The sequence below is a fragment of the Salipiger sp. PrR007 genome (assembly GCF_010499845.1).
GTDB lineage: Bacteria > Pseudomonadota > Alphaproteobacteria > Rhodobacterales > Rhodobacteraceae > Salipiger > Salipiger pacificus_A.
In genome coordinates this window covers 67,808-89,750 of the sequence record NZ_JAAGOZ010000009.1, presented here as the reverse complement: position 1 = coordinate 89,750, position 21,943 = coordinate 67,808, and the positions used below count along the sequence as shown (strand labels likewise).

20 protein-coding genes and 2 tRNA genes are annotated in these 21,943 nt (G+C 68.2%); 8 read left to right on the top strand and 14 right to left on the bottom strand.

The genetic code is table 11. The features are described 5' to 3' along the window. Positions 1 to 8: 8 nt before the first annotated feature. Entirely contained in the window at positions 9 to 674 is a 666-nt protein-coding gene (locus G0Q01_RS02135) for a DUF1236 domain-containing protein (RefSeq protein ID WP_164196537.1), read from the bottom strand. Positions 675 to 1,051: 377 nt separating this feature from the next. On the opposite strand from G0Q01_RS02135, the gene G0Q01_RS27260 reads away from it, so the two are divergent. Then, positions 1,052 to 2,392 carry a GGDEF domain-containing protein gene (locus tag G0Q01_RS27260; protein WP_164196536.1) on the top strand — a complete coding sequence of 447 codons (1,341 nt, stop codon included), beginning with the start codon at positions 1,052 to 1,054 and terminating at the stop codon, positions 2,390 to 2,392. A gap of 10 nt (positions 2,393 to 2,402) precedes the next feature. Here G0Q01_RS27260 and G0Q01_RS02125 read toward each other — a convergent pair whose 3' ends face one another. The 8 genes from G0Q01_RS02125 to G0Q01_RS02090 all read right to left on the bottom strand — a co-directional run bounded on the left by G0Q01_RS02125 (position 2,403) and on the right by G0Q01_RS02090 (position 8,309). Beyond that, the gene (locus G0Q01_RS02125; RefSeq protein ID WP_164196535.1) at positions 2,403 to 3,479 is read right to left on the bottom strand and encodes a 2'-deoxycytidine 5'-triphosphate deaminase; all 1,077 of its coding nucleotides are present in this window, start codon (positions 3,477 to 3,479) and stop codon (positions 2,403 to 2,405) included. 262 nt (positions 3,480 to 3,741) lie between these two features. Then, positions 3,742 to 3,818 (bottom strand) — tRNA-Pro (locus G0Q01_RS02120). Positions 3,819 to 3,892: 74 nt separating this feature from the next. Then, positions 3,893 to 4,711: a MerR family transcriptional regulator gene (locus G0Q01_RS02115; protein WP_164196534.1), complete on the bottom strand. Its 819-nt coding sequence runs from the start codon at positions 4,709 to 4,711 to the stop codon at positions 3,893 to 3,895. A gap of 119 nt (positions 4,712 to 4,830) precedes the next feature. Then, positions 4,831 to 5,133 carry an integration host factor subunit alpha gene (ihfA, locus tag G0Q01_RS02110; protein WP_095881078.1) on the bottom strand — a complete coding sequence of 101 codons (303 nt, stop codon included), beginning with the start codon at positions 5,131 to 5,133 and terminating at the stop codon, positions 4,831 to 4,833. A 111-nt stretch (positions 5,134 to 5,244) separates the two neighbouring features. After that, entirely contained in the window at positions 5,245 to 6,216 is a 972-nt protein-coding gene (locus G0Q01_RS02105; protein WP_164196533.1) for a beta-ketoacyl-ACP synthase III, read from the bottom strand. After that, a complete protein-coding gene (plsX, locus tag G0Q01_RS02100) occupies positions 6,213 to 7,343 on the bottom strand; it encodes a phosphate acyltransferase PlsX (RefSeq protein WP_164196532.1) in 1,131 nt (376 codons plus the stop codon). Before plsX ends, G0Q01_RS02105 begins: the two co-directional genes overlap by 4 nt. 24 nt (positions 7,344 to 7,367) lie before the next feature. Next, positions 7,368 to 7,574, bottom strand: a complete 207-nt coding sequence (gene rpmF / locus G0Q01_RS02095; RefSeq protein WP_066106415.1) for a 50S ribosomal protein L32 — start codon at positions 7,572 to 7,574, stop codon at positions 7,368 to 7,370. Between the two features lie 171 nt (positions 7,575 to 7,745). Continuing rightward, positions 7,746 to 8,309 carry a DUF177 domain-containing protein gene (locus G0Q01_RS02090; RefSeq protein ID WP_164196531.1) on the bottom strand — a complete coding sequence of 188 codons (564 nt, stop codon included), beginning with the start codon at positions 8,307 to 8,309 and terminating at the stop codon, positions 7,746 to 7,748. Positions 8,310 to 8,430: 121 nt separating this feature from the next. Here G0Q01_RS02090 and G0Q01_RS02085 point away from each other — a divergent pair, with 121 nt between their 5' ends. The 3 genes from G0Q01_RS02085 to G0Q01_RS02075 all read left to right on the top strand — a co-directional run bounded on the left by G0Q01_RS02085 (position 8,431) and on the right by G0Q01_RS02075 (position 10,847). Continuing rightward, positions 8,431 to 8,856 (top strand): outer membrane protein assembly factor BamE, encoded by a 426-nt coding sequence (locus G0Q01_RS02085; RefSeq protein ID WP_370457284.1) that lies wholly within the window; start codon positions 8,431 to 8,433, stop codon positions 8,854 to 8,856. A 10-nt stretch (positions 8,857 to 8,866) separates the two neighbouring features. Continuing rightward, positions 8,867 to 9,628, top strand: a complete 762-nt coding sequence (locus tag G0Q01_RS02080) for a GNAT family N-acetyltransferase (RefSeq protein WP_164196530.1) — start codon at positions 8,867 to 8,869, stop codon at positions 9,626 to 9,628. A gap of 109 nt (positions 9,629 to 9,737) precedes the next feature. After that, a complete protein-coding gene (locus tag G0Q01_RS02075) occupies positions 9,738 to 10,847 on the top strand; it encodes an acetoin utilization protein AcuC (RefSeq protein WP_370526674.1) in 1,110 nt (369 codons plus the stop codon). Between the two features lie 59 nt (positions 10,848 to 10,906). Here the strand turns inward: G0Q01_RS02075 and G0Q01_RS02070 are convergent. From G0Q01_RS02070 to tyrS, 3 genes are all read right to left on the bottom strand, one after another. Beyond that, positions 10,907 to 10,980, bottom strand: a tRNA-Gly gene (locus tag G0Q01_RS02070). A gap of 150 nt (positions 10,981 to 11,130) precedes the next feature. Continuing rightward, positions 11,131 to 13,158, bottom strand: a complete 2,028-nt coding sequence (locus G0Q01_RS02065) for an ASKHA domain-containing protein (protein ID WP_164196528.1) — start codon at positions 13,156 to 13,158, stop codon at positions 11,131 to 11,133. A gap of 200 nt (positions 13,159 to 13,358) precedes the next feature. Next, positions 13,359 to 14,609 carry a tyrosine--tRNA ligase gene (tyrS, locus tag G0Q01_RS02060; RefSeq protein ID WP_108965275.1) on the bottom strand — a complete coding sequence of 417 codons (1,251 nt, stop codon included), beginning with the start codon at positions 14,607 to 14,609 and terminating at the stop codon, positions 13,359 to 13,361. Between the two features lie 97 nt (positions 14,610 to 14,706). Here tyrS and G0Q01_RS02055 point away from each other — a divergent pair, with 97 nt between their 5' ends. Beyond that, positions 14,707 to 15,789 (top strand): anhydro-N-acetylmuramic acid kinase, encoded by a 1,083-nt coding sequence (locus G0Q01_RS02055; protein WP_235939472.1) that lies wholly within the window; start codon positions 14,707 to 14,709, stop codon positions 15,787 to 15,789. 42 nt (positions 15,790 to 15,831) lie between these two features. Here the strand turns inward: G0Q01_RS02055 and G0Q01_RS02050 are convergent, their stop codons facing one another. Both G0Q01_RS02050 and G0Q01_RS02045 read right to left on the bottom strand, forming a co-directional pair. Then, the gene (locus G0Q01_RS02050; protein ID WP_370457282.1) at positions 15,832 to 16,809 is read right to left on the bottom strand and encodes a phosphoadenosine phosphosulfate reductase; all 978 of its coding nucleotides are present in this window, start codon (positions 16,807 to 16,809) and stop codon (positions 15,832 to 15,834) included. Between the two features lie 161 nt (positions 16,810 to 16,970). Beyond that, the gene (locus G0Q01_RS02045) at positions 16,971 to 17,285 is read right to left on the bottom strand and encodes a hypothetical protein (RefSeq protein ID WP_164196420.1); all 315 of its coding nucleotides are present in this window, start codon (positions 17,283 to 17,285) and stop codon (positions 16,971 to 16,973) included. A gap of 55 nt (positions 17,286 to 17,340) precedes the next feature. Here G0Q01_RS02045 and G0Q01_RS02040 point away from each other — a divergent pair, with 55 nt between their 5' ends. The 3 genes from G0Q01_RS02040 (at position 17,341) to G0Q01_RS02030 (ending at position 21,867) form a co-directional block, all read left to right on the top strand. After that, entirely contained in the window at positions 17,341 to 18,249 is a 909-nt protein-coding gene (locus G0Q01_RS02040) for a MoxR family ATPase (RefSeq protein WP_108965279.1), read from the top strand. A 112-nt stretch (positions 18,250 to 18,361) separates the two neighbouring features. Next, positions 18,362 to 19,621: a VWA domain-containing protein gene (locus G0Q01_RS02035; protein WP_164196527.1), complete on the top strand. Its 1,260-nt coding sequence runs from the start codon at positions 18,362 to 18,364 to the stop codon at positions 19,619 to 19,621. A 113-nt stretch (positions 19,622 to 19,734) separates the two neighbouring features. Then, entirely contained in the window at positions 19,735 to 21,867 is a 2,133-nt protein-coding gene (locus tag G0Q01_RS02030) for an OmpA family protein (protein ID WP_164196526.1), read from the top strand. Positions 21,868 to 21,943 lie beyond the last annotated feature (76 nt).

Here is a 21,943-nt window from a genome sequence, read left to right as displayed (position 1 = left end):
ACAGTTAATTAGCGCACGATCTTCACGATACGGCGGGTCTCGGGATCGATCACCACCGGCTGCTGGTTGACGTTCAGATAGGCGTAGTCGCTTTCCGGGACCTGGTAGACCTCGATCTCCTGCGGGATACCGGCACCCACGGCGATCTCACCGTCGAGATAGACCGGCTCCACCGGGTTCGACTGAATATAGGTGACCGTCTTTTCCTCGACATTGTTGGCGGCACCGGCAACGGCGCCGATCACGGCACCCGCGGCCACGGCGGCGGGGCCACCGACAATCAGCGAGCCCACGGCAGCGCCCCAGGCCCCGCCCACACCGGCTCCGGCGGCGGCATTGCTGGTGTCGTCATAGGTCACGGTTTCCACTTCGACGCGATCACGGTTCTCATAGATCACGACCGGTTCGTCTTCGACCGGCGTGGTCAGATAGGCCGAATAGGCCCAGCCCGAGGTGCCCTGGTAGCTCACTTCGCACCATTCGGCGTCGGCGAGGCAGCCCATCACGTCGACTTCTTCGGTCGAGGGGATCACGCTCTCGACGGAGTATTGCGGGCCAGGACCCGAGCGCAGGTTCAGCTCGGTGGTGGCGGAGGCGGTCATCGCGGCCGAAACCGGGGCAGCTGCGAGGCCGACAAGCGGAAGCGAGAGAAGGAGCGTCTTCTTGGTGTTCATGATCAAGTCCTTTCAAGTCTTTGGCGGCCCGCGCTGCGATCCGCCTCATGGTCCCACAACACCACATCCCGGCGGATGTTCCGGGAGAAGATAAGAAAGCGACCGGAAGTTACTGATTTCAAGGAGTTTGCGCGAAGTTCCGCGCGCGGCCGGCACTGCCGGGAACCAATGCCAGGGGGCGGGGGTTCTCTTGCCTTCGCGCGCGCAGCTGCGCCCCGAGGCAAGGACAGCGGGGCCGCGCGACAAGAAGATATCTATGCGAGTTGTTGCCAAATTTTTCGTAACTCGCCGTGAGAGCGACCCGGATCGCCGCGCAATTTAGGGCGAGGTTAATCGGCCCATGCGACTCTCAATCTCCCCGCCGCAGGATGATGGAGGTGCAAATTGTGGATCACGGTGCAAGTTTTCGCGCCCTCAGGGCGAGCGACGGCTTATTCCTGAGCCCCGCCCATCCCAGCCTGCGCCCGCTCGCCTGGACGCGAAAGGTCTGTCTGGTGCTGGCCGGAGCGCTGCTGATTGTCGCCGCGGAGGGCCATCTTTACGGGATCTCGCGGCTCTACGCGCCAAGCGGCGACAGCGCGCTTTCCGTGCCCACCCTGCTGGCGGGCACCGGGGCGCTGGCCGCAACCTTGATGCAAAAGCCGTTGCGGCGCTCGGACCCGCGCGAAACGCTGATCTGGATGCTGGTGATCGCGCTGTGCCTGCTGACCGGCCTCGGCTATCGGAATGGGATCGATTTCGGCGCGGGCCGCATGGGGGGCAATACGGCGGTCTCCTTCGTGTTGCTGGCCGGGGGACAGCTCTGCTTCCGGCGCCTGCCGGTCTCCTCTGTTGGCCTGTCATTCATGGCGCCGGGCCTGCCCTTCGTGGCGGCGATCGGATATCTCAACAATGCGCCAATGCTCTTCGGAGAGATGTCACTCTCGACTTCGGTGATGCTGCTGGCGCTCGGCGTTGCCAACGCCGCGCGCCACGCCAGGCGCCCGATCTTGCGCCCGCTAGTCAGCAGCTCGCGGGCCGGGCGCGCGGTGCGGACGATCCTTCTTTCCTGGCTGATCCTGGTGGCGGCACAGGCGGTCGCCGCCCGCTTCGTGCCCCAGCACTGGGGCGCCACCTGGGGCGTTGCGGTGATGGTGGTCGATGCGCTGGCCTTGCTTGCGGTGATCCTCTTTCTGGGCATGAAATACGACGGCAGTGCAACGCGGCTGCGGCTGACGGAATGGCGGCTTTATAACGCGGCGCTGCGCGACCCCTCGACCGGGATGCGAAGCCGCGCTTCGGCCGAGCTCTTCAGCGCCACCTTCGGGCCGATCACCAGCCACGGGCTTGTGCTGATCGAGATAGAGGGGATCGTCGATCTGGCGCATCGCTCGGGGCCAGAGGCGGCGGAACGGCTGCTGCGGCTGGTCGCGTCCGAGTTGCAGCGCGCGTTGCGCCCAGAGGAACTCCTGTGCCGCGAAGAAGAGCTCAGCCTCCTGCTCATGGTCCGGAACTGCACGCTCGAGCAACTGGGCGAACGCGCGGCAGAGCTCTGTGCGCTTGTCGCAGAACTCCGCGACCCCGAGCGCGAGATGAGTCGCATCCAGCTTTCGGCCGCGGTGGTCATGGCGCGCCGCGGCGACGGCGATCCGGCGCCGTCGATCCGTCGCGCTCGCAAAGCGCTGCGCAGCGCCGAGCCGGGGGACACGCGCAGGGTAGTGCTCTGCGAGGCAGCCTGAAGCGGCGCGCTCAGCTTCGGAAATGCTTGGAGAGCTTGAGCCCCTGGCCCTGATAGTTCGACGCAATCCCGGCGCCATAGAGTTGCCCCGGCGTCTCATCCATGCGCTCGTAGACGAGCCGCCCGACGATCTGCCCGTGCTCCAGCACGAAGGGCGCCTCGTGGCAGCGAACTTCGAGCACCCCGCGCGAGCCGGTGCCCCCGGCGGCGGAATGGCCGAAGCCCGGGTCGAAGAAGCCCGCGTAATGCACGCGGAACTCGCCCACCATGGCAAGATAGGGCGCCATTTCGGCAGCGAAGCGCGGTGGAATGTGCACCGCCTCGCGGCTGACGAGGATATAGAAGGCATCGGGATCAAGGATCAGCTGCCCGCGCGAGGCCTGCAGGGGATCCCAGAACTCGGCCGGGTCATAGTGGCCGATGCGGTCGAGATCGATCACCCCGGTGTGCGGCTTGGCCCGCCAGCCCACCAGATCGGTTCCCTCGGGGCGCAGGTCCACCGAGAAGCCGAGCCCTTCACCGATCACCGCCGGGCCACCGGTCACCAGCGTCTCGGCGGCGTGCAGCTCGGTCAGCTCGGCGTCGCTGAGGATCGACTGGCCGCGGCGGAAGCGAATCTGGTTGAGGCGCATCCCGGTGCGGGCCAGCACTGAGAAGGAGCGGGGGCATATCTCGGCATAGAGGGGTCCGCTATATCCGCCGACGATGCGGTCGAACTCGGTGCCGCCATCGGTGATGGTGCGGGTCAGCAGGTCAAGCCGGCCGGTGGAGCTCTTGGCATTGGCGACCGCGGTCAGCCCGGCGGGCAGGTCGAGGCTCTCGAGCAGCGGCACCACGTAGACGCAGCCCTTCTCCAGCACGGCGCCTTCGGTCAGATCGACCCGGTGCATCTCGAATTCGTCGATCCGCGAGGCCAGCGTGCGACCCTCGCCTGCAAGGAAAGAGGCGCGAACCCGGATCGCCTCGGTGCCGAGCCGCAGGTCAAGGCTGGCAGGCTGGATCTGCCCGTCGACGAGGGGGGCCTCAAGGCGGATCGCCCCGCTCTCGACAAGCGCCGAAATCTGCTGGCTGGCGAGCACCCCTGTCATTGTCACATTCCCTCGTATTGCGTTGATCGTGCTTAGCAAGCGGCGGGGGCGAAGGGAACGAGGAATGCGGCGCTCCGGCCCTGTGGTTGCTCGCCTGTGCGCGGTTGGTGACGCAGCGCAAGGACCTGCACGAGATGCCGCGCGCGGTTCAGGGTCGTTTCGAAATGGTGGGAATTTGTGTTTTGTCGCCAGCGGTTTGGCGGGGCCGTTCCCTCACCCCCGGGCGGAGGTGGACAAGTCAGAAACGGCGATGGGGAGTATTTGGTCGGGCTAGCAGGACTCGAACCTGCGACCTTCCGTCCCCCAGACGGACGCGCTACCAGGCTGCGCTATAGCCCGACTTGTGAGGCCGTTTCATATCGGTTTTCACCGCACGCGCAACCCCCAAGATGAAAGTTTTTTCCCCGGTCTCCCTAGGTCACCCTGGCGCCCCGGCGCGCGGCCACCAGAGCCTGCAGCGCGGCAACATGCGGCGCCAGTTCGGCAGCCTTGGCGGCGTCGATCCGGGTCAGCCCGGAGAGCTGCGAGAGCGCGCCCGGCGCAGGCCGTGGAAGGGCCGACAGATCGGGCACATCGGGGAGCGCAGGGGGCGGGGTTTCCGCGGCGCGGGCCTCGAGGGATTCGGTGATGAACCCGGGCAGATCCGCGGTCCCGGGCGCGGGTTCTTCGGCCGGAGCGGCCTCCGGGTCTTCCGCCCAGGGCGCGCCCTCGTCGTCAGCATGGGGCTCGGGGTCGTCGGTCTCGGGGAAGAGCGGTGTGGCTGCGGCGTAGCTCGGCATCTCCTCCGGAGGCTCGAAGGGCGCAGGCTCCGGAGCGTCTTCCGAGGCCTCTGCGAGGTCGGATGACTCTGCGGGCGCAGCCTGGGCGAAGGGCAGCACCGTGGCGCTTTCCTGCGGCTCGAAGGCGGGCACGGGCTCGGCCGAGGGGGGCTCAGCCTCGGAGACGTCGTCGAGCAGCTCGGCCGGCGGGGCAATGCCGGCGACATGTTTCACCCCCTGTTCGCGCAGCACCTTCTGCACGCCCTTGATGGTCAGCCCATCGTCGTGCAGCAGCTGGCGGATCCCGGCAAGAAGGGCGACGTCATTGGGCCGATAGTAGCGTCGCCCCCCCGCGCGCTTGACCGGTTTCACCTGGGTGAATTTGGTTTCCCAGAAACGTAGGACGTGCGCCGGCGTGTCCAGAAGCTCCGCCACCTCGGAAATGGTGCGGAATGCGTCGCGCGACTTGCTCATGCGGTGGTACCCCCTGCTGCGCGGGGCCGCCGGGCGGGCGCGCAGGCTTCAGATATGTCTTGGACCCGTCAGGGGCGCAGTGCCGGGAAGCTCCGGGACCGCGAGGGCGCCGTGGCGGATCAGGATTTGTTGCCGTCGGCAACCCGTTCCTTCATCAGGTGCGACGGGCGGAAGGTCAGGACGCGGCGGGGCTGGATCGGGACCTCTTCGCCGGTCTTGGGATTGCGGCCGATGCGCGCCGCCTTGTCGCGTACGGAGAAGGTGCCGAAGGACGAGATCTTCACCTGCTCGCCACGGACCAGCGCGTCGGACATGTGCTGCAGCACCGACTCGACGAGTTCGGCGCTTTCATTGCGCGACAGCCCGACCTCGCGAAACACCGCTTCGCTGAGATCCATGCGCGTCAAAGTCTTGTCACTCATTTGGCAGCCTCCCAAGGTTGCGCCACAGCATAGGGGGGAGGCGGATTCCGAGTCAAGCAGCCCTTGCGGGCGTGGAGCCTGCAAGGGCCGGATTTTGCCGGATTTTTGCGCTCACCAGCGCAGGACGACAGCGCCCCAGGCCAAACCGCCGCCGATGGCCTCGGTGACCACCACGTCGCCTTGCTTGATCTTGCCTTCGGCCTTGCCGACCGACAGGGCCAGCGGAATCGAGGCGGCAGAGGTGTTGCCATGGTCCTGGACCGTCACCACGACGCGCTCCATCGGCAGGCCGAGCTTCTTGGCGGTGCCGTTGATGATGCGGATGTTGGCCTGATGCGGCACGACCCAATCGACCTCTTCCGAGGTGATCCCGGCCTTTTCCATCGCAGTTGTCGCGGTCTGGGCGAGCTTTTCCACTGCGTGGCGGAAGACTTCCTTGCCCTCCATGCGCAGATGGCCGGTGGACTGGGTCGACACCCCGCCGTCAACGTAGAGCAGGTCGCGGAACTGGCCGTCGGAATGCAGATCGACCGACAGGATGCCGCGGTCGGCGGAGGTGCCCGCGCCCTCGGCGGCCTCGAGGATCAGCGCCCCGGCGCCGTCACCGAAGAGCACGCAGGTCCCCCGGTCGGTCCAATCCATGATTCGCGAGAAGGTCTCGGCGCCGATCACCATCACGCGCTTGGCCTGGCCCGAGACGATCATCGCATTGGCGGTCGACAGGGCGTAGACGAAACCGGCGCAGACCGCCTGTACGTCGAAGGCGAAGCCGCCGGTCATGCCGATGCGGTCCTGCACCATGGTGGCAGCAGAGGGGAAGGTCAGGTCGGGCGTCGAGGTGGCGACGATCAGCGCGTCGATCTGGGAAGCTTCGAGCCCTGCATCCTTCAGCGCGGCCTCGGCGGCGTTGGCGGCGAGCATCGAGGTGGTCTCGCCCTCGGCGGCGAAATGGCGGCGTTCGATGCCAGAGCGCGAGCGGATCCATTCGTCGGAGGTGTCGAGGGTCTTCTCGAATTCCGCGTTGGGGACCACACGCTGAGGCAGGTAATGCCCGATGCCCGCGACCTTCGCCCTGATGCTCATTTGCCTGTTCCGTTTTTCTTTGTATCTGTGCCGTCCGGCGCCTCTGGGGCTGGGTCGGCGGCGGGGTCGGCGGCCGCAGCGGCGCTCGCCACGCGGGCGGCCAGCCTGTCGCCGAAGCCGGACTGCGCGAGGTCATAGGCCAGTTCCACCGCCGCGGCCACCCCGGTGGCATCGGCAGCGCCGTGGGATTTCACCACAGTGCCGTTGAGGCCGAGGAAGACGCCGCCGTTCTTGCGGCGCGGATCTACGCGCGCCTGCAACCGCTTGAGCGAACTCAGAGCGAGCAGCGCGGCGAGGCGCGACAGCGGCGAGTAGGTGAAAGCCTCGCGGAGAAGTGAATTGATCAGCGAGGCAGTGCCTTCGCCGGTCTTCAGCGCGATGTTCCCGGTGAAGCCGTCGGTGACGATCACGTCGCAGCGCTTGCCGGGGATGTCTCCGCCCTCGACGAAGCCGACGTAATCGAAGCCGCCGGTCTCGGCATTGGCGGCGATGAGGTCATTCGCGGCCTTCAGCTCCGCGCGGCCCTTGTGCTCTTCGGTGCCCACGTTCAGCAGGCCGATGCGCGGGCGCTCGAGGTTGAGACCGTTGCGGGCGTAGGATGCGCCCATCATCGCGTATTTCAGCAGGTCGTCGGCATCGGCGCGGATGTCGGCGCCGACGTCGAGCATGACGTTGTAGCCCTGCGGGTTGCGCGAGGGCCAGAGCACGGCGATGGCGGGGCGGTTCACCCCGGGCAGCTTGCGCAGCCGCACCATCGACAGCAGCATCAGCGCGCCGGTGTTGCCGCAGGAAACGGCAACCGTGGCCTCGCCATTGCGAACGGCGTCGAGCGTGGACCACATCGAGGTGTCCTGCCCGTTGCGCATCACGTGGCTCGGCTTGTCTTCCATCGCCACGACGCCGGAGGCATCGCGAATCTCGACCTGGGCAGACAAACCTTTTTGCTTGTCTACCAGGGGGCGCAACTCGGCCTCGGGTCCGTGCAGCAGGAAATGGACATCGCGGTGCTTCCGCGCAAAGGCGGAAAGACCGGCAACAATCGTTGCCGGCCCGCGATCGCCACCCATGGCGTCGATTGAGAGGACCAGAGGCCCGTGCGCCTGACGGTTATCCGTTGCGGATGTCATGCGACGATCGGGCCTATCCGCAACTTATGCTGCGTCTTCGTCCAGGTCGATCTCGTCAGCCATGGCGACGACCTCACGGTCGGCGTAGTGGCCGCATGACGGGCAGACGTGGTGCGGGCGCTTGAGTTCGCCGCAGTTGCTGCACTCGTTGGGGTTGGCCGCGACCAGCGCGTCATGGGCGCGACGGTTGTTGCGGCGCGATTTCGATACTTTGTTCTGTTGGACGGCCATGTCTCAACCTCGATTGTTCGCGTGTGGGGGCTATACGGGTGCCCGATAACGTTCGGGCGTGCCCGGCCTCATAGTCTTAACCCATGGAGGCGTGCAACCCGGAATTCCGATGAAGGCGCGAAAATAGGTATTTCTTGCCAAACCGCAAGAGAGATTTCGCGCCCCACCGGCTCAGTCTTCTTCTTTTTCGTCCTTCGAGAGCCGATCGCGCAGCCCCGCGAGCCCGGCAAACGGGTTCGGGCGAGATTCGGAGGGGTCCTCCTCGGGCGCATCCGGCGCCGCTTCGGCCATCTCGAGCGCCGCCTGGCTGCGCGGGTAGGGCGGCAGCGCCAAGGACAGGGCCTCGGAAAGAATCCGGCGCAGGTCGATCACGTCGGGCAGGGGCTCTTCCTCGTCTTCGGGCACCTCGACCTCGGAGCCGGGATCGGGGTCGGCGATTTGCTGCGCCGGCCGGAACAGCAAGGAGATCTCCTCGTCGATCCGGGTGGTCACCGGATCGAGGGTGACGACGCAGGGCTGTACCACCGTCGCGCCGAGATCGGCGGTCAGCCGGTAGGCGCCGCCGGCCTCGGGGGTCAGCTTGCCCGCCAGCCGGGCCTTGCGCAGGCCTAGCAGGCCAAGGTCCTTGGCCAAGGCCGAACGTTCCTCGGCCTCGGGCCTGATATCGAAGTCTGTGGCCACGTCGCGGCGCAGTGTCGAGACGCGCAGCCGCGCGGGGTTTCCGCCTCTGTCCATGGGCTCGCCTTTCCTTTGCTTGAAGCGCTTGGCTGGGTTGTGTAATGCGGGATAGAAGGCCCTCCGGGGCATGGCAAGGGGCAGGACTGCGTCCATGGTATCACGGGTGAGAATAGCGCTTTTGGCTGCAAGCGCCGCACTGGGACTGTCCGCCTGCTCGGCTCAGTACCAGACGCATGGCTACGTGCCACGCGAAGACGACCTTCAGCAGATCGTGCCCGGGATCGATACGCGCGCGACGGTGGAGGACGTGATCGGCGTGCCCGCCGCCTCGGGCGTGCGCGACGCGGGCGGCTATTACTACATTGAATCGCAAGTGCGAAGCTTCGCCTGGCAGGAGCCCGAGGTCATCGATCGCGAGGTGCTGGCGATCACCTTCGACGGGCAGGGCGTGGTCAACAACATCTCGCGCTACGGCCTCGAGGACGGCAACGTCGTGCCGATCACCCGCCGGATCACCCGCACCAACGACGGCGAGATGGGCTTCATCCGCAAGCTCTTTGGCAATATCGGCGGCCTGACCCTCGGCGATCTCGACCAGCAATGAGGCGCTGACCATGTCCTCCCGCGTGCAGGATGAGGCTTCGGGGGAGGACGGTCTGATCCTGTCCCGGGGCCGGTTCCGGGCACGCTCCGCCACGGATGCCGAAGCCGTGAAGGCGGCGCAGGCGTTGCGCGGGCTGGCGTTTTTCGGCCCCGGCAAGGGCCCCGATGCCGACGCGCTGGACAGCCGTTGCCGCCATGTTCTGGTCGAGGATGAGACCGGCCTGCTGCTCGCCTGCTTCCGCTACCTCTGGCTCGAGACCAGCGCCGAGATCGGCCGCAGCTATTCGGCGCAATACTACGATCTTTCCCGGCTCGAGGGCTACGGCGGGCCACTGATCGAGCTCGGGCGCTTCTGCACCCGGCCGGGGCTGGTCGATCCTGATGTGTTGCGGCTGGCCTGGGGCGCGATCGCCGCCCTCGTCGATCGGGGCGGCGCGCGGCTGCTCTTCGGCTGCGCCAGCTTCACCGGAACCGACGCGGCCCGCTACGACCCGGCCTTCGGCGTCCTGCGTGCCCGCCACGCCGCCCCGGCGCGCTGGCAGATCGGCGTCAAGGCGGCCGAGGTGGTACGCTTCTCCCCGGCCACCACCGAGGCGCGTGGGGCCCTCAAGCTGATCCCGCCGCTCCTGCGAACCTACCTCGGGATGGGCGGCTGGGTGAGCGATCATGCCGTGGTGGACCGGCAGATGAACACGCTGCATGTCTTCACCGGTGTCGAAACCGCGGCGATCCCGCCGGCTCGCACCCGGGCATTGCGGGCGATCGCGGGGTAGCGGCGGTATGACGGGGCTCTGCCCCGAGCCGCTGCGCGCCTTTCCCCCGGGATATCTGGACCTAGAAGATAGACCCAAGACTCTAGACGCAACACCAGGAGAGGCGGCGGTGGCGACCTTCATCGGCTCGGAAATCTATCGCGGCTCGCGCTACGGGCGCCTGCACCCGCTGTCGATCGAACGGGTGCCGGCGGTGATCGACCTCTGTCGGGCGCTTGGCTGGCTCCCCGGGTCGCAGTTGCGGGTCTCGCCGCGGGCCAAGCCCGCGGCCCTCACCGGCTTCCATGCGCCGCGCTACGTGGCGGCGCTTCAGGCGGCTGAGGCCGCGGGGACGGTGAGCGAGGAGGTGCGCCAGCGGCACGGGCTCGGCACCCTGTCGAACCCGGTCTTTCCCGAGATGTACCGGCGTCCCGCCACGGCGGTGGGCGGCGGGCTGCTGGCCGCAGAGATCGTCGGAGCGCAGGGCGGCGCGGTGTTCAATCCCGGCGGCGGGACGCATCACGCGCTGGCGGATCGGGCCAGCGGTTTCTGCTTTCTCAACGAGCCGGTGCTGACCATCCGCCACCTGCTGAGCCTCGGGATGCGCCGGGTGGCCTATGTCGACATCGACGCCCATCACGGCGACGGGGTGGAGATCGCCTTCGACGGCTCGGAGCAGGTGCGGGTGATTTCGGTGCACGAGGCTCGGCGCTGGCCGTTCACCGGCGCGCTGGCCGACCGGGCCGGGGGGGCGGCCTTCAACATGCCGGTGCCGCGGGAGTTCAACGACACGGAATTCGCGCTGGTGCTCGAGGAGATGATTCTGCCCGCCGTGGCGGCCTTTCGCCCCGATGCGATCTTCCTGCAGTGCGGGGCGGATGCGGTGCTCGAGGATCCGCTGGCGCGGCTGGCGCTGTCGAACCGTTCGCATGCGCGGGCCGCGGCGGCGCTGCGCGGGCTGGCCCCTGCGCTGATCGTCTCGGGCGGTGGCGGCTACAACCCCTGGAGCGCACCGCGCTGCTGGTCGCTGGTCTGGGCGACGCTCTCGGGCCGCTCGGTGCCCGAGCGGCTTCCCGAAGCGGCGCAGGCGGTGCTGCGTCGGCAGGTCTGGGCGCGCAAGGGGCGGCCCTCGGAGTCGCTGCTCACCACGCTGCGGGATGCGCCGCGCGAAGGGCCGGTGCGGGGCGACGTGCGCCAGGGCGTGCGGCTGCTGCGCGAGCGGCTGCGGGCGGAGCATTGACGGCCCACGGGACAACGGGTCTGTGGGACCTGCGCAAAGCCCGGAATTCTCGGAGGAGTTGGAGCGGGTAGCGGGAATCGAACCCGCGCGTTCAGCTTGGGAAGCTGACAGGCTACCATTACATCATACCCGCGCTCTGAAGGCTGATCTACGCGGGCGGCGCGGGCACGTCAAGCGGGCGCGGCGCAGATTTCTCGCGGTCCGGCGGCGCGGGGCTGGCAACAGCAAGCTGGCGGCCGCGCGCTGCTGCGGCGGGCCGACGTGCCGCGCTCTCGGTCGTCGTCTAGCGCCGCCTGCGGCGGGGGCCCTCGGTGTTGAACGATGGCTCGGGCAGGGGCGTGGCGCGGCGGGTCTCGGCGAAGGGAGCGCTGGCATGGGGGATCGCGCTCGCGGCAACGAAATGCTCCTGGAAGCGCGGCTCGATGGCGGTTTCGACCTTGGTGATCTGCCGCACAAGCACTTCGATACGGCGCCGGGCCGCGAGGCTGCAGAGCGCGATGCGCGCGCCCGTGCCGGCGGCATTGCCTGCCGAGGTGACGCGCGCCAGCGGCACGTCGGGGATCATTCCCAGCACCAGCGCGTGCCGCGGCGAGATATGCGCGCCGAAGGCCCCTGCCAGCACGACCCTGTCGACCTTGTCCACGCCCATTTCGTCCATCAGCAGCCGCGCACCCGCGTAAAGCGCGGCTTTCGCCAGCTGGATGGCGCGGATATCAGCTTGGGTGACGGTGATCACGGGTCCTCCCTCGGCGCTGCCATCGTGGATGATATAGGCATGCGTGCGGCCTTCGGGGAGCATGCGCGGGGTGCCGGTCTGCTGCGCCGAGCCGATGAGCCCCCCCGCGTCCACCAACCCGGCCATGCGCATTTCCGCCACCGCCTCGATGATGCCCGAGCCGCAAAGCCCGGTGACGCCGCTGCGCGCGGTGGCCTCGGCAAAGCCCGGCGCGTCGGACCACAGCTCGCAGCCGATGACCCGGAAGCGCGGCTCCTTGGTGTCGGGGTCGATGCGGATCGCCTCGATGGCGCCCGGGGCGGCGCGCTGGCCGGAGCTGATTTGCGCGCCTTCGAACGCGGGTCCGGTGGGCGAGGAGCAGGCAAGCACCCGGCGCCTGTTGCCGAGCAGGATCTCGGCGTTGGTGCCGACGTCGACGGTGAGAACCAGATCTTCGGACCGGTCGGGCGCCTCCGAGAGCGCGACGGCGGCGGCATCGGCGCCTACATGGCCGGCGATGAGCGGAAGCAGATAGGCTTGCGCGCCGGGCGGCAGAGCGGTGAGGCCGAGGTCGCGCGCCGGCAGGTTCTGCGCCGAGGAAGTGGCCAGCGCAAAAGGGGCCTGTCCCAGCTCCACCGGGTCGAGGCCGAGCAGCAGGTGGTGCATCACCGGGTTCCCGACGAGGGTCAGGTCAAGGATCCGGCCCGTTTCGATGTCTGCTTTGGCGGCGATGTCCTGCACCAGGGAATTCAGCCCGGCGCGCACGGCGGCGGTCATCTCGGCCGCGCCGCCGGGGTTCATCATTGCGTAGGAGACGCGCGACATGAGATCCTCGCCAAAGCGGATCTGCGGGTTCATCGCGCCGGCGGAGGCGAGGACATCGCCGCTGCGCAGCGAGACCAGATGCGCGGCGATGGTGGTCGAGCCAAGGTCGATGGCCAGCCCGAGCAGATCGCCCTCCAGCAGCCCCGGCCAGAGCGCGGTGATGCGCGGCGCGGTCTCGGCGGAACTCCGGTGCAGCGCGGCGGTGACGGTCCAGCTGTCCTCGCGCAGGGTGGTCTGCAGGCTGGCGAGCAGCGCAGGCTCTATCGTGGCACCCTCGATGCCCCATTGCGCGCGCAGCGCCTCGGTGAGCCGTTCGAGATCGCCCGACGGCGCATGCATGTCCGGTGGCGCGACCTCGACGAGACAGAGGCGCAGCGCCGGGTCCATTTCGACCGGGCGGGCCTCGGCGTCCTTGCGGATGACCTGCCGGTGCAGCTGGCTCTCGGCGGGCACGTCGATCACCACGTCCGAGAGGATCCGCGCCTGGCAGCCGAGCCGCCGTCCGGGGGCAAGGCCGCGTTTCTCGGCGTAGCGGGCCTCGGTCGCGTTCCAGTCGGAGAGCGCGGCCTCGGTGGAGGTGATGCCATGCTTGGCGAACTGTCCGAAAGCGGGGGCGATCTGGCAGCGCGAGCAGATCCCACGCCCGCCGCAGACCGAGTCGAGATCAACGCCGAGCCGCCGAGCCGCCGCGAGCACTGGCGTTCCGACGGGCACGCGGCCGCGCTTGCCGGAGGGGGTGAAGACGACAAGGGGGGCGTGGCGCTCGGTCATGGGCTCAGGATGCGCGCGCGGGACGGCGGCGACATGTCCGAAAGCGGCAGGCTGTGCGGTGGCGGCGTCGTGCCGGGGCCAAGACGGCCCGAAGTCGCCGCGCGAGCGCGTGCGCGTCCGGCGCGCGTGGCTCGGCGCGCCGGACGCAGAAAGGGCGGCACCCTCCGGCACCGCCCCTCCCGAAGTCAGCTCTGAAGGCCTTAGCCCAATTTCACCAGCGCGTGGCGCTTCTTGCCCGCAGAAAGCTTCACCGGCGCAGAGAGCGCGGCGGCGTCGAGCATCAGACCGGCGTCGGTCAGCGGCTGGTCGTCGAGCCGCGCGCCGTTCTCCGTGATCAGCCGCTTGGCTTCCTTGCCCGACTTGGCGAGACCCGCGCGGACGATCACCTGCACGATGGAGATGCCCTCTCCGATCTCGTCTGCGGTCAGCTCCAGCGTCGGCAGGTCGTCGCCCACGCCGCCCTTCTCGAAGACCTCGCGCGCAGTCGCCTCGGCCGCCGCAGCCGCCTCGGCGCCGTGGCAGAGCGTGGTGACCTCGTTGGCAAGGATGATCTTCGCCTCGTTGATCTCCGAGCCCTGCAGCGATCCGAGCCGCTCGCATTCCTCGACCGGCAGTTCGGTGTAGAGCTTCAGGAACCGCCCGGTGTCGGCGTCGGTGGTGTTGCGCCAGAACTGCCAGAACTCGTAGGGGCTCAGCATGTCGGCGTTGAGCCACATGGCGCCGCCCTGGCTCTTGCCCATCTTGCGGCCGTCCGAGGTGGTCAGCAGCGGCGAGGTGAGCCCGTAGATCTCGTGGTCGAGCACGCGGCGGGTCAGGTCGATGCCATTGACGATGTTGCCCCACTGGTCCGAGCCGCCCATCTGCAGCACGCAGCCGTAGCGGCGGTTCAGCTCGAGGAAGTCATAGGCCTGAAGGATCATGTAGTTGAACTCGAGGAACGACAGCGATTGCTCGCGGTCGAGGCGCGATTTTACCGATTCAAACGAGAGCATCCGGTTCACCGAGAAGTGCCGCCCGATGTCGCGCAGGAACTCGAGGTAGTTGAGCCCGTCGAGCCACTCGGCGTTGTTGAGCATCAGCGCATCGGTCTCTTCGCCGCCATAGCTGAGGTACTTGGCAAAGACCTGCTTCATGCCCGCGATGTTGGCGTCGATCTGCTCCGGCCCCAAGAGCGGGCGCTCGTCCGAGCGGAACGAGGGGTCGCCCACTTTGGTGGTGCCGCCGCCCATCAGGGTGATCGGCTTGTGGCCGGTCTTCTGCAGCCAGCGCAGCATCATGATGTTGAGAAGGTGACCCACGTGCAGCGACTTCGCCGTCGCGTCATAGCCGATATAGGCGGTGACCACGCCCTTGCACAGCGCCTCGTCGAGGCCCTGATAATCGGTACAATCGGCAAGGTAGCCGCGCTCGATCATGACGCGCATGAAGTCCGATTTGGGATGGTAGGTCATCGTGGATCCCTCTTATAGTCCGAAAGTTCCTATAAGCGCGGGGAAGGCGAAGGTGAAGGGCAAGTTGGGTGCACGCTCCGTTTGGGCGCTGGGGTGTATGTCGGGAACCTCTCTCGACGGGGTGGACGCGGCGCTGATCCGCACCGACGGGGCAGAGATCCACGAGTTCGGGCGCTCTGGCTACCGGCCCTATACCGAGGCCGAGCGCCGGGTGCTCAAGGCCGCGCTGGGGCGCTGGCCCGATGACGGCAAAACGCCGGGCCTGGAGGAGGCGCTCGAGGTCGTGCAGCGCGCCCATGCCGAGCTGCTGGCCGAGTTCCCCGAGGCCGAACTTGTGGGCTTTCACGGCCAGACGCTGGCGCATGAGCCACACGGTCGCGGCACGCATCAGCTTGGCGACGGCGGGGCGCTGGCCGAGGCGCTCGGGCGCGACGTGGTCTGGGATTTCCGCTCCGCCGACGTGGCTCTCGGGGGCGAGGGCGCACCCTTGGCGCCCTTCTATCATTTCGCCTGCGCGCGGAAGATGGGGGCCGAGGCGCCCGTGGCCTTCCTCAACCTCGGCGGGGTCGGCAACCTCACCTGGGTGGACCCGCGCAAACCTGCGCCCGAGGCGCCTGGCGCGCTGCTGGCCTTCGACACCGGGCCTGCCAATGCGCCGATCAACGATCTGGTGGGTGAGCGGCTCGGTCTCGACTGCGACCGCGACGGCGCGCTGGCGGCGCGGGGCGAGGTGGTCGACGGGGCTTTGGAGCTTTTCCTCGAAGAGGGCTTCTTCCGCCGCATGCCGCCGAAATCCCTCGATCGGGATGATTTCTCGCTGATGCTGGACCTCGTGCGCGAGCTTTCCGACCCCGATGCCGCCGCCACGATGACCGCCATGGCGGCGGCTGCGGTGATGCAGGGCATGGAGCATTGCCCGATCCCGCCCGAGCGGCTGCTGGTCACCGGCGGCGGGCGGCACAACCCGGTGATGATGGCGATGTTGCAGGCCGGGCTCGACTGCCCGGTGGTGCCGGTCGAGGAGGCCGGGCTCGACGGCGACATGCTCGAGGCGCAGGCGTTCGGATTTCTTGCCGTGCGCGTGGCGCAGGGCTGGCCGACCTCGGGGCCTTCGACAACGGGTGTGGCCGCGCCGGTCGGCGGTGGCCAGGTGTCGCGGGTCGGCTCGCTGGTGCGCTGAGGACGCGCTGCGCCGCTTTCCACGCGGCGCGGCTGGTCCGGCTCAGCCCTCGCGCGCCTCACCTTCGGCGCGCAGCGCGTCGAGACGGCGGCGGAAGCGCGGCGCGTTCAGCCGGGCGGTGACATTGGCGCAGAGCCATTCGGCCAGCAAGGGCCGGTTTTCGACGTCGAGCCGCGACAGCAGCCGCCGCAGATAGGGGGTATGGTTGCGCCTCGCGCGCAGCAGCCGGGCCATCTCGGCACGGTCCAGCCGGTCGTCGGCGGCAGCTGCGAGGATCGGGTGCACGAGGTCGAGCTCCAGCAGGTCGCCTTGCAGCGCGTCGCCCATATAGGGCAGGCGGAACCGGCTCACGTTGCGCCGCTCGAACAGCGCGGCATGCATGGCGTCCATCCGCTCCTGCGGGTCGTAGAGCACATAGGCCGCCTGCGCGGCGTCGATCATGTCGGGCGCGTAGCCGAAGCGCGAGGCGAAATCGACGCGGCGCATCTCGGGAAAACGGTCGTCCCATTCCGCGATCCGTGGATCGAGCGTTGCCTGCGGCTGAAGCAACACCACCCGCGCACCGGGTGCGGCGACAGAATAGGCGGCGGCGGCATAGCCGCAGGGGCCGGCGCCGTAGAAGATCACCTTCTCGAAGGCGTCGAAGAAGCCATCGTCCAGAAGCTGGTCGAAGAAGCGGATCACCTCGGCGTCGCGGAACCAGGTGTCGGCGGTGCAGATCAGCGACAGGCTCGACCAGCCCTCGATCGCCTGCATCTCCCAGCCGAGCGGGGTGGCGGTCTGGCTATAGGACGAAATCCCGGGCATCGACTCAAAGCTCACCAGCAGGGTGTCGCCATCCTCGACGAAGACCGCGTGGTGCCGCTTGCCCAGCGGTTCGGCGAACCCGTGCTGCTCGCCGATCTCGGAGATGGCCGCGATCCAGTTGCAGCCGCTGTGCATGCTGAGGTCAACATCGGTGAGATCGAGATCGTCGTCGGAGACTATCTCGTGCCTGAGCTGATCCGTGTTGTCCTTCATGATACCTGCCATTGTCCTGTCGCGTCCGGTCGGGCCCGTGCTGGGGCGGCTGTTTTTCCCCACGGTAGCACCGCTCTCGGATGTTGCCAGACTGGGAGCGGAATGGGGCGGAAATATGTGGCTTTAGGGGTAATACGGCGGTGGTGAGGCGGCAAGAAAAATCACGGTGAGGGAGATGGTTGCACGGAATCCCGGGCTTTGCCTGCCTGCCGGGCGCGGGTCGCGGCGGCGATCAGAGGGCGCGCCAGTTCGGGCGGCAGAGGGCGCGAGGGCGGGGCAACCATCAGCCGCCCCGTGAGCGCGCGATAGGGCTCCTCTCCCATGAGCGCGGCAAGGCGCACCTTACGCCCGCGCACCGCGGCGGCGGGCAGCCCGGCGCGCACCGGATCCGCCACGAGGTGGCTGTCGAGCGCATGCAGCGCGTCATGGCTGAGTGTGGCAAAGCGCCGGGCACCCGCTGCGGGGAACCTGCGCATCTCCCTTGACCGGCGGCCTGCTGCCGGGCAGCAATCAAGGCAGGAGGAGACCCACATGCAAGACCCCAGTTCGATCGACGCGGTGCAGGAGCTTCTGTCGCGCACCGGCTATGTCTGTCCGCGCCCGCTCGCCACGGTGCTGTTTCTGGCGCTTCGGCTCGGGCGGCCGCTCTTCCTCGAGGGAGAGGCGGGCGTCGGCAAGACTGAGATCGCCAAGGCGCTGAGTCTCGCCACCGGGCGCCGTCTCATTCGCCTGCAATGCTACGAGGGGCTGGACGCGGGCTCGGCGGTCTACGAGTGGAACTTCGCCGCCCAGATGATCGCCATCCGCGCCGCCGAGGCGGCCGGTGAGGCCGATCGCGGCCAGTTGCAACACGACCTTTTCGGCCCCGACTACCTGATCGAGCGTCCGCTGCTGCAGGCCATGCGGCCAGACGAAAACGGCGCACCGATCCTGCTGATCGACGAACTCGACCGCACCGACGAGCCCTTCGAGGCCTTCCTGCTCGAAGCGCTGAGCGACTTTCAGGTGACCATCCCCGAACTCGGCACGATCACCGCGCCCGAGCCGCCAACGGTCATCCTCACCTCGAACCGCACGCGCGAGGTGCATGACGCGCTGAAGCGCCGCTGCCTCTACCACTGGGTCGACTATCCCGACTTCCCCCGCGAGCTCGAAATCCTGCACGCCCGCGCGCCAGAGGTGGCCGAGGCGCTGTCGCGTCAGATCGTCGCCTTCGTGCAGCGGCTGCGCACCGAGGATCTTTTCAAAAAGCCCGGCGTCGCCGAGACCATCGACTGGGCCAAGTGCCTGCTGGCGCTCGACGTGATCGACCTTTCGCCCGAGGTGATCTCGGACACGCTCGGCGCCATCCTGAAATACCAGGACGACATCGCCAGGATTCAGGGCAGCGAGGCCAAGCGCCTGCTCGACGAGGCGAAAGCCTCTCTCGAGCCCGCCTGATGCGTTTTCCGAGGCCAAATAACCCCGGGGTCGCGGGGCAGAGCCGCCGGTGGTCTGATGCCTGCCGGAGGCGGCCCCTAAAGCCACGCCTGCCAGACGCGCGGCATCCGTGATGGCCGAGCAGATCCCCCTCACGCTCCCCGAGCATCCGCGGCTCGCACAGAACATCCTGCATTTCGCCCGCGCCCTGCGCCGCGCCGGCTTGCCGGTGGGACCGGGGCGGGTGGTCGACGCGGTGCGCGCGGTAGAGGCCGCGGGCTTTACCGACCGGATGGATTTCTACTGGACGTTGCACGCCTGCTTCGTCTCGCGCCCCGAGCAGCGGCTGGTCTTCGCGCAGGTCTTCAGGCTCTACTGGCGCGACCCGCGCTACCTCGAGCACATGATGTCGATGATGCTGCCTGCGATCCGCGGCGTTCAGGAGGAAAAGCTGGCGCAGTCCGCCGAGAAGCGCGCCGCGCAGGCGTTGCTTGGCGACCAGATGCCCGAGATCCCCGTCTCCGAGCAGGAGGAGGAGGCGACGAAGATCGAGGTCGACGCCTCTTTCACCGTCTCGCGCGAGGAACGGCTCAAGTCCCTCGACTTCGAGCAGATGTCGCTCGAAGAGATCGCCGAGGCGAAACGCATGCTGGCCCGGCTCGAGCTGCCGGTGAAACCCTTGCCGTCGCGACGCGGAAAGGCTTCGGTGCTGGGCCGCAGGCTCGACCGGCGGCGCACGCTGCGCGCGGCGATGAAGCAGGGCGGCGAGATCCGGTCCCTCGCGCATCTCGAGCCGCGCGAGAAATGGCCCAATCTGGTCGTGCTCTGCGACATCTCCGGCTCAATGAGCCAGTATTCGCGGATGGTGCTGCATTTTCTGCACGCGGTGGCCAACCGCCGCGGCGCGGGCTGGGCCAAGGTACATGCTTTCACCTTCGGCACGCGGCTCACCAACATCACCCGCCATCTTGCCACCCGTGACGTCGATGCCGCGCTCAGGGCCGCCGGGGCCGAGGCGCAGGACTGGGAGGGCGGAACCCGCATCGGCCAGTGCCTGCACGCCTTCAATCGCGACTGGAGCCGGCGCGTCATGGGGCAGGGCGCGGTGGTGCTGCTGATCACCGACGGGCTCGACCGTGACGACGCGGGACTGCTCGCGCGCGAGGTCCAGCGCCTGCAGCTGTCGGCGCGGCGGCTCATCTGGCTGAACCCGCTGCTGCGCTGGGACGGTTTCGCGCCAAGGGCCGCCGGGATCCGCGCCATGCTGCCGCATGTGGACAGCTTCCGCGCCGGGCACAGCATTGCCTCGCTGGAGGATTTGGCAGCGGTGATCTCCAGCGCGCGCGACAGCGGCGAGAAGGCGCGTCTCATGGCGCTGTTGCAGGGGGTCTAGCTCGGCGCGAGCATTTTTCCGCTTGTTTATTATGCAGATGGAATGAACTTTTTCCCGGCCGTTTCGTTGCCTTCCCACGCCGCGCTTTGCGGAACAGGAGAAGGACGTAACGAATGACCAAAGGTCTTCTGAAATCGACGACCATCCTCGCGCTCGCCGCGAGCCTCGCCATGCCCGTGGCGGCCCAGAGCCAGAAGGCCGAGGCCGATTGTGCGCAGACGCCCGACGCCAAGGCTTGCCAAGACGCAGAGCCCAAAGCCAAGGGCGGGGAGGCTGGCAATAAGGAGGCCGGCAATAAGGAGGGTGAGGTCGCCGCCGAGACCGGAGCTTCGGCCGAGACACCCTCTGCCGAGGCAGATACGAAGGCTGGCGTCGAGGCCGAAGCCGAGGCGGATGGCACGCTCGAGACTCCCGAAGCGAGCGCCGAGACCAGCGCCCCCACCGAGGAAGCCCCCGCCGCCGCAGCGCAGGCAGAGCCCGAGCAAGCCCAAACCGAGACTGAGCAGCAGACTGAGCAGCAGGCCGAGGCCCCCGCGCGCAAGGGCGAAGCCGAGACCCTGAGCGCCGAAGAGGCGCCGGCCCCGGAGGCCGCGCAGGCAAAGACCAGCGACTCCGCCGCAGCACCCGCAGCAGAAGCCGAGCCGCAAGCCGCCGAGACCGAGGGTTCGGACGAGCTGAAGCAGGCGCTCGAGGCGGAGCAGGCAGCCCAAGGCGATGCGACTTCGGAGCCGAAAGCCGAGGCAACCGCCGAGTCCCCGTCGGAACCTGCCACGGCAGAAAGCTCGGACGAGCTGAAAAAAGCCCTCGAGGCTGAACAATCGGCAGACGCCGAGGCGACCACTGCACCGACCGAGGCCCCCGAGGCTGACGCTGCGACGGACACCACCGCCGGAGCCGAGGCGACGCCGGATGAGACCGAAGGCGCCGACGAGTTGAAGCAGGCGCTCGAGGCAGAGCAGGCAGCCCAAGGCGACGCGACTGTGACGCCGGACGCACCCGCCGAGGAGGCCGCCACCGGCGGTGCCGCCGCGGAGCCCTCCGCAGCCGAGGCGGAGGCCGAGCAACAGGCTGCCGCGCCGGACGCCGAGACCCAGCCGCAGAGCACCGAAGCCGAGCCCGAGGCGGCAAGCGACGAGCAGCAGGCCGAGGCCGTCGCCCGCGAGGAAGAGCAGGCTCAGACCGCCGCGGCCGCCGCGTCTTCCGAGGAAACCCCGGACGATGCCGAACTGGTCGAGGAAACCCTGACCGAGGCCGACGTGCGCGCCTCCGACGAGGATTTCGCCACCGACCTGCGCACGCAGGCAGAGCCCGAGCAGCAGGCCGAGGAAAGCGCAAAGGCCAAGAAGAAAGACGACGACGAGGACGGCCTCAGCAACTTTGAGAAGGCGGCGCTCGTCGGTCTGGGCACCTTCGCGCTGAGCCAGATCCTCGATGATGGCGCGCAGGTCGTGCAGAACACCGGCGACCGCGTCGTGGTCGAGCAGGACGGCCAGTACCGCGTGCTGCGCAACGACGACGTGCTGTTGCGCCAGCCCGGCTCGGACGTGAAGACCTACCGCTACAACGATGGCTCGACCCGCACCGTTGTCGCCTATGGCGACGGCACTTCGGTCGAGACGATCAAGACCGCCGATGGCCGCGTGCTGCGCCGTGCGCGCATCCTGCCCGACGGTCAGCAGGTCGTGCTCTTTGACGACACCCAAAGCGCGCAGCAGGTGGTTGTCAGCGAGCTGCCGCAGGCCCGGACCCAGCGTCTGAACTTCCGTGACCTGCAGGGCGAGGATCTTGCCGCCGCGCTGGCCTCGCGCGAGGCCGACGGCGTGAACCGGGCCTTCTCGCTCAACCAGATCCGCAACATTGACCGTGTGCGTCACCTCGTGCCCGAGATCTCGGTGGACACGGTAACCTTCCAGACCAACTCCGCGGCGATCCGCCCGGGCGAGGCAGAAGAGCTGGCCGCGCTTGGCAATGCGATGAAGCGGATGATCGAGCAGAACCCTTCGGAGGTCTTTCTGATCGAGGGCCATACCGATGCCACCGGCCCGGCGAGCTACAACCTTGCCCTTTCGGACCGCCGCGCGGAATCCGTGGCCCTGGCGCTGACCGAGTATTTCAAGGTTCCGGCTGCCAACATGGTGCTTCAGGGGTACGGCGAGAGCGATCTCGCGGTGCAGACGTCGGGTGACGAGCGCGAGAACCGCCGCGCCGCCGTGCGCCGCATCACCCCGCTGCTGCAGGGCAACTGATCCGCGGGGGCAAGGCCCGAAAGCAAAAACGAAAACGCCCGCCCGGTTTATCCGCGGCGGGCGTCTTCACGACCGG